Here is a 6,493-nt window from a genome sequence, read left to right on the forward strand (position 1 = left end):
GTCCATGCTGTAATACATTAGTACCATTCTGCCGGCCTGGCGTTACAAATCCGGTGTTTTCTGTCTGCCCGGCGTTACAAGGGGGAATTCGAGGGCACGAAGAACGGAACCCGGGTGCATTCCGACTGATCCGGCGCCAAGGCTCGTAGAGATTCAAACCCCGATCGAACCGGTCAAGATCGCATGAGGAAAGGAAGGGTGCTATGAAGAACCTGAACGTGCGTGCACTCAGGGTGTTCGTCCCGGCGAAGGACCACGACGTTTCGACGAGGTTCTACGAGGACCTTGGATTCGAGGTGGTCTGGTCCGGATTCGACGTGAGCGAGATGGGCATAGCGGGGTTCAGCTTTTTACTTCAAAACTATTATCAGAAGGAATGGGCGGACAACTTCATGGTTCAGTTAAAAGTGGCGGACCTGGACGCGTGGTGGGAGCAAATCGTGGAAAAGGACCTCGTGGGACGATACGAGGGCGTCCGTGCAAAGGAACCTGCGGACTACCCGTGGGGACTTCGCGAGATCCACCTGATCGATCCGGCGGGCGTGCTCTGGCACATCGCCCAGGATCAGGGCTGAACCCTGCTCACCTGATACCGATCAGGTTCCCCCGGAGCCGTAATCCGCCAAAAGGTACTGCACGGCCAGGTTCGTGTAGTCACCCCACCGGGCCGCGAAATCCCGAATCTCTTCTTCGGATACGCGTTCGCCTTCGAAGTAATGCCGCTCGATGGAGCGTTTTACCGCCAGATCGCCGGCGGCTATGACGTTTCCCCTGCCCAGGTAGCGGGCGAGAAACCAGTCCGCCGTCCACCGGCCGATGCCCACCAGGGCCGTCAGTCGCTCCTGAACCGAGGCGTCGTCCAGTGCTGCTAATCCGTCCAGGTCGATTTCACCGGATCTGACCGCCCGGGCCAGATTCAGGATGTATCGTTCCTTTTGCCTCGAGAACTGCATCGGGACAAGGTCGCCCGTGTTCAGTTCCGCCAGCTTTTCGGGCGTCGGGAAGGCAAAGTATCTTTCTCCGTCGAATTCCAGGTGCTCTCCATACTCGGCCACCAGCCTGCCGCGTACCGTGTAGGCAAATCCCAGGTTGATCTGCTGGGCCGTGATGGAGGCAACGAGCATTTCAAAAGGGTCGACCTGCAGGTTGGGCCGCAGGCCGCGATGGGCATCGACCGCCGCGGACAGCACCGGGTCTTCCGACGCGAAAGCGTAGAACGCCTGCAAGGGGACGTTGAGGCCCAGGATCTTTTTCGCCGCCACCAGTGCCGCGCCGGTCACCGAAGGGTCCGGTTCGCCCGCCGCTTCCTTCGGCCTCAAGCTCATCTCGATCCGGTTTCCGGATCGATACAGCGCGATCAGACAGGGTCCATGCGGCGTACGTACTACCTTGTTGAAGACGCCGTCCTGGAACCGGTTGGCAAGATCGCTGCCATACCGTCGGTACCGATCGAGGGTAGCATCGAAGTCGATGATCGCGCCTTCATCCGCTACGGTTAGTACCGCGCTCATGGGTGTCTGTTTTACCCCTGCCGGGAGAAGCAGACGCGGCGGTTCGACGCCTTCCCCGCGCCCGGTCCGCAAGTAACCTGATCAAGCCTCCAGGGGCTTCCAGAGACCGACGAAGGTACCCTCGTTGTCCGCAATCCAGGCAAAGTGCCCCATGCCCGGCACCTCGGTCGGCGGGACGATGGAAGACCCGCCCAGTTCCTCGGCCTTCGCAATGTATGCATCGAGATCGTCGACTTGCACGTAGACCAGCGTGTAGTTGTGCGGCTCATGGCCGAGTGCCGAAATATGCCCGCTGATCCCCGTGTCATCCTCGGGGACGATCATGGAGGCATGCTCGTGCGACTCCATCTTCCATCCGAACAGGTCGCTGTAGAAGGCCTGCGTTTCCTGGCGGTCTTTGCATCCGATCTCGAAATGCACGACAGGGTTCGCCATGTTGCTTCCCTCCCTTGTAGTGGTGCGCGGTCTGGCGGCTGCGGACTGCTTTGCCGCGAGGTACAGTGACTGCGTACGGCTTCTGCCGCGTGATACATTGCTGCGTGGACTTCTGCCGCGGTGGTACAAGTGGCCGCGATATGTTCTGCCGCGTGATACGGTGGTTGCGAACTACTTTCTGTACTTGTCGTGAAGCCCGTGTCCCGCCAGAATCATGGGCATGATCTTCTCGATGCGCCGGCTCCTGGTTTCCTCCCGTTTCGCCTCGGCGATGTGATCGGCGTACTCGCGTCGCTTTCCGAGGGAGAGCGCGTCGAACCGCTCGCGAGCGTCGTGATGTTCCGACAGTGCCCTGGCCAGTTCATCGGGTATCTGAAGGGGCTTGTTTCGGTCCGCCTTGATCTCTCTTCCCTGTCTCTGGTTTTCGATCGCTTCTTTTACGTATGCGCGAAGAAGGCCTTCGTCGATCTCGTCTTCGCTCCGGAGCCGCCACTGCCGCATGGCCTTCGTCCTGCCTTCCTGCGCGTTGACCAGCACGCCGCGTTCGTCGCGAAGCAGCGCGCCCTGGTGGAACCAGATGCCGACGAAATCCTTGAACGCGACCAGACCCACCAGGTTCTTGCCATTCAAGGTGTAGCACGGCGCGCCCCACTTGACCGTCTCTTCCAGGCCGGACTCGTTCATTACGGCGCGCAGACGGTCCAGCAAGGGCCTCCATTCCCCGTGGCCCGCCAGGTAGTCCGATACGGTCTTGAATCGTTGCAACTTATGTCCTTTCGCAGATCGACCGGCTTTTAAGAAGCCGGCCGGAGCGCTGATTGACCATACCAGGGATCGGGACCGTTCCCGAGATCGCGACCATACCCTGGATTGCGACACTTCCTAGGACCGAGGCACTTCTGTAGGATCACCCCTATGCGGACTGGGCGTCAAGGCATTTCCGAACAGGTTGAGCCGGCCTGATATGGCGGTTTCCACGTCCAGGTCGTACGCCTGGGCGACGGTTTTGACGATGGGCCGGATCTGTTTGTCGACGTAATGGGCGTAGTCGATGGGGGAGGTAAGCTGTCCTTCCGGCTGCGGACCATCCCTTGTGACCACGTATCGAATCACCCCGGTCGGGTTTTCCATGAGGCTCGCGGCCTTGACGTGCGGCGGAACCGAGCGCGTGTAGGACGCGACCGGTTTGCGAAGGTTCTTCCTGTACACAAGCAGGTCATCCTTGCGCCCGGACTGAACCGCGTGGACCCAGCGGAAGATCTCTTCCTCGATCTCGACGCCGGGCACTTCGTGAAACACGCGGTCGAGCAGGACGGCCTGCAACTGGTGCGCCAGGTCGGTCCAGTCCCGCCGCACGGCTTCCATGCCCACGATCTCCACCCGGTCGGCATCCCCGTCACGCCGGAGCCCCGCGTATCCCTTGGCCCGGCCCCGTTCGCTGTCTCCCCGCATCGACGGAAGCAGAAACCGGTGGTAGTGCTTTTCCATCTCCAATTCAAGGTGCGACGCCACGCCGTACCGGTCCATAACGTGCCTGGCCAGCCGGGCGTTGATCCGGTCGCATACCTCTCGTCCGATTCGCAGGGCCTCGCCCGGGTCGAGATGGTCCGGCGCGTTCAGATCCACGAATACCGAATCGGTATCCCCATACAGCACCGGGTATCCATCCTTCTCCAGCTCGTCCCGGCACCATTTCAGAATGTAGTGCCCGAATTCGGTGATTGCGCCGGCCAACTGAGGTGCGGAAAAACGGCAGGAAGACGACGCCAGCACGCCATAGAATGAATTCATGACGATCTTGTAGGCAAAGGAAGCGAGTTCGTCGCCGCCGGCCTTCGCCTCGTCACGGCTTTTGAAGAATTGCTCCAGCATGGACGGCAGTATGCCGGGCGTGCGGGAGAATCGCGCGCCGTTGGGAGCTTTGAGGAATCCTTCTGTACTTCCGTCGAGGGCTGTGTTGCCTGACTCTACGCCGCCCTCACCCGAGTCCGCGCCGACCTCGCCGCCGGCCACGTCGACTCCCCCGCCTTCCGCGTCGTCCTGCACCTCGCCGCCGGCCACGTCGACTCCCCCGCCTTCAGCGTCGTCCTGCACCTCGCCGCCGGCCACGTCGACTCCCCCGCCTTCCGCATCGTCCCGTGCCTCGATATGCGCCAGGGGATCGATGTTGAAGGTCCGGATGATGGACGGATACAGGCTCTTGAAATCGAAGACGAATACGTTCCGGTAGAGCCCTGCCTTCGACGGGATGATCAGTCCCCCGGGGGCGCCGGCGCCCGGCGTGCGGTCTACGCCCGTCGTCGGCGCTACCATGTTACGCTGATGAAGGGCGTTGATGTAGATATTGTCGAAGGCGGCCACGCTCACCCACGCCCGTTCGAGCGGCAGCCCCGTGAGCAGCCCTCTGCGCAGGGTCAGGTTGATCAGTCCTTCCGCTTCCAGGATGTCGAGCACCAGCCTGACGTCCTCGAGGCAGTAGGCGCAGAACAGGTTTCTGTCCTCGCGATAGACTTCCGTGATCTTCTCGGCCCTTGAGTTTCCCGCATCGTCTTCGAGGAGCTTACCCCGGCCCAGGATGGCGTTGGCCACCGTGTCCAGCCGGTAATCCTCGAACCGTTGCAGCGTACCGCGAAGGAGATGCAGGGCGTCCAGGATCTGCCGCCCGTGTATGGCCATGGTGCTCCCGCCCCACACTTCGCCGGACCGGTACCAGGACTGGTCGTCCGTCCGCCCGAGCTGGAACGGGACGTTCAGGTCCCTGAAGCGTCTTTGCAGCACGCTCAGATCGAAGTCGACCAGGTTCCAGCCCGTAATCAGGTCGGGATCCATTTCGATAATCCGCTTCGATACCCCGTGCAGCATCGATGTCTCGTCGGGCCAGCAGACCAGGTGGATCGGATCATCCGGTGTGGGTTCGCCGACCATGTGGATCTCTTCGGAGTCGGCGCCCTCGACCGTATCCGCCAGGATCAGTCCCACGGCGTAAATGGTGGTTGCCTCGGGATCGGTTTCGATGTCCAGGGCCAACACGCGGAAGGCCGGTTCCCAGTACGCGGGGTGCAGTGAAGGGTTGGCGTATACGCGGTCGACCCGGGCACCGGGCGTCCACATCCCCCTGATCCTGACGCCGCCACGCAAGCCCCGTCCGATCAGGAACTGCCTGCTGAAGGGAATATCTCCTTCGTAACTCCGCGTGCCCTGGGCCTCGAGCGCTTTTATCAGGCTGCGCAGGTCCCGTACGCGGTCACACTGGACGCCGACCACCGGCTCTCCATCCATCGTCGTGCATCCCGATGGGATGAACCTGGCGGAAATCCCGCCGGAACCGACCCGGGCCGCGGCCGCCTGCGTTTCGGAGGCCCGGACGTAGAGTACGGGTGAAACGCGGTCGTCCGTAAACAGGAAGGTATGTCCGACCTGGAGTTTGCCCACGCCGCAGATGACGTCCCGTCCGTTTTCCAGGCGATGAAACACGTGGAGGAGATACCCCACGTCTCCGTCGCCGCCCGGGGATTCATTCAGATCCGCGGATACGTCGGAGGTCGGGATGGACTCCCGGCCGTCGTTGTTATTTTGCCGTGTATTGCCCATTGTTCAGGTGGCTGCGCAGGAATTGGCCGGTGTAGGAGGCGTTATGGGCCGCCACGTCTTCGGGCGTCCCTGTGACGATGACTTCGCCGCCGCTGTGTCCGCCCTCGGGGCCCAGGTCGATGATGTGGTCGGCCATTTTGATCACGTCGAGATGATGTACCGAAACACCGGTTTCTGGAGACGGGAATCAATCCGGTTACAACCGGTTGTGAAAGATAGAGCGCACCCCGTAAACCCGTGACCGGTTCAAGGAGGCGCCCGTTTTATATAACATACCGGAAGCGGAGCCGGCAACGTACAATTACCGGCACAAAGCGCTGTTCACCGGTGTTTCAGGCCGGTTGTCGGCACCGCGTCCGGCTGAATGAACGGTGCCGCGCCAGACTGATTGATGGCACCGCGTTCGGCTGAATATCGGCACCGCGTTCGGCTGAATGAACGGGATGGCCTGATCGGACGTCAGGTCCTCCATTTGGCGGCTGTTACATAGGGAAAACCCTTGATGGCGTGTTTCAATCAACCTTACATTTTGACAAGCTTTCCAGTCTGTCATTCGACTATGTACTCCCCGCATCCGAACACCGCCGCCACAGTGGCCATAGTGGTCATAGTGGTCATAGTGGCCATAACACCCAGAGACTGGCACCGTGTCTAAAATGCAGCCCACAACCGATTCTTCCGGCGTACGCGCCCTGCTTGCCCACCGGGGCGGACTCGCCTCAACCCTGAGGCCCGACCCAACCCTCTTCGAGCGCATCGGCGGTCGATCCGTGGTCGCGCGGGTCATCGACGGACTGTATGACCGGATCGAAGAGGATACCGAACTACGTCCCATGTTCACCCGTACGCTGGCTCCCGAACGCATGAAGCAGAAGGCCTTTATGGAAGAATGGATGGGGGGAGAGCCCGGCTATACTCATCACCATGCGTACGGCGGCATCCGAAACCGGCATGGG

6 protein-coding genes and 1 pseudogene are annotated in these 6,493 nt (G+C 61.3%); 2 read left to right on the forward strand and 5 right to left on the reverse strand.

What is annotated here, in order from left to right; translation table 11 throughout:
* Positions 1 to 203 precede the first annotated feature (203 nt).
* Positions 204 to 575 (forward strand): VOC family protein, encoded by a 372-nt coding sequence (locus OXG98_17845; GenBank protein ID MCY3773874.1) that lies wholly within the window; start codon positions 204 to 206, stop codon positions 573 to 575.
* A 21-nt stretch (positions 576 to 596) separates the two neighbouring features.
* Here the strand turns inward: OXG98_17845 and OXG98_17850 are convergent, their stop codons facing one another.
* From OXG98_17850 to OXG98_17870, 5 genes and pseudogenes are all read right to left on the reverse strand, one after another.
* Positions 597 to 1,511, reverse strand: coding sequence for a hypothetical protein (locus OXG98_17850; protein MCY3773875.1), 915 nt, complete (start codon positions 1,509 to 1,511; stop codon positions 597 to 599).
* A gap of 81 nt (positions 1,512 to 1,592) precedes the next feature.
* Positions 1,593 to 1,946 (reverse strand): VOC family protein, encoded by a 354-nt coding sequence (locus OXG98_17855; protein ID MCY3773876.1) that lies wholly within the window; start codon positions 1,944 to 1,946, stop codon positions 1,593 to 1,595.
* Between the two features lie 171 nt (positions 1,947 to 2,117).
* A complete protein-coding gene (locus OXG98_17860; GenBank protein ID MCY3773877.1) occupies positions 2,118 to 2,711 on the reverse strand; it encodes a YdeI/OmpD-associated family protein in 594 nt (197 codons plus the stop codon).
* Between the two features lie 117 nt (positions 2,712 to 2,828).
* Positions 2,829 to 5,537, reverse strand: coding sequence for a hypothetical protein (locus tag OXG98_17865; GenBank protein ID MCY3773878.1), 2,709 nt, complete (start codon positions 5,535 to 5,537; stop codon positions 2,829 to 2,831).
* A pseudogene (locus OXG98_17870) lies at positions 5,515 to 5,709 on the reverse strand (hypothetical protein). Before OXG98_17870 ends, OXG98_17865 begins: the two are co-directional and overlap by 23 nt.
* Positions 5,710 to 6,193: 484 nt before the next feature.
* Between OXG98_17870 and OXG98_17875 the strand changes: the two are divergent.
* Positions 6,194 to 6,493, forward strand: a 300-nt coding sequence (locus tag OXG98_17875; protein ID MCY3773879.1) for a hypothetical protein, incomplete at its 3' end; no start/stop codon positions are given.

The sequence above is a fragment of the Gemmatimonadota bacterium genome (assembly GCA_026706345.1).
Taxonomy (GTDB): domain Bacteria; phylum JAAXHH01; class JAAXHH01; order JAAXHH01; family JAAXHH01; genus JAAXHH01.

Coding starts and splice junctions, on each gene's coding strand:
- OXG98_17845 (MCY3773874.1), top strand. CDS start 204: ATGAAGAACCTGAACGTGCGTGCACTCAGGGTGTTCGTCCCGGCGAAG.
- OXG98_17850 (MCY3773875.1), bottom strand. CDS start 1,511: ATGAGCGCGGTACTAACCGTAGCGGATGAAGGCGCGATCATCGACTTC.
- OXG98_17855 (MCY3773876.1), bottom strand. CDS start 1,946: ATGGCGAACCCTGTCGTGCATTTCGAGATCGGATGCAAAGACCGCCAG.
- OXG98_17865 (MCY3773878.1), bottom strand. CDS start 5,537: ATGGGCAATACACGGCAAAATAACAACGACGGCCGGGAGTCCATCCCG.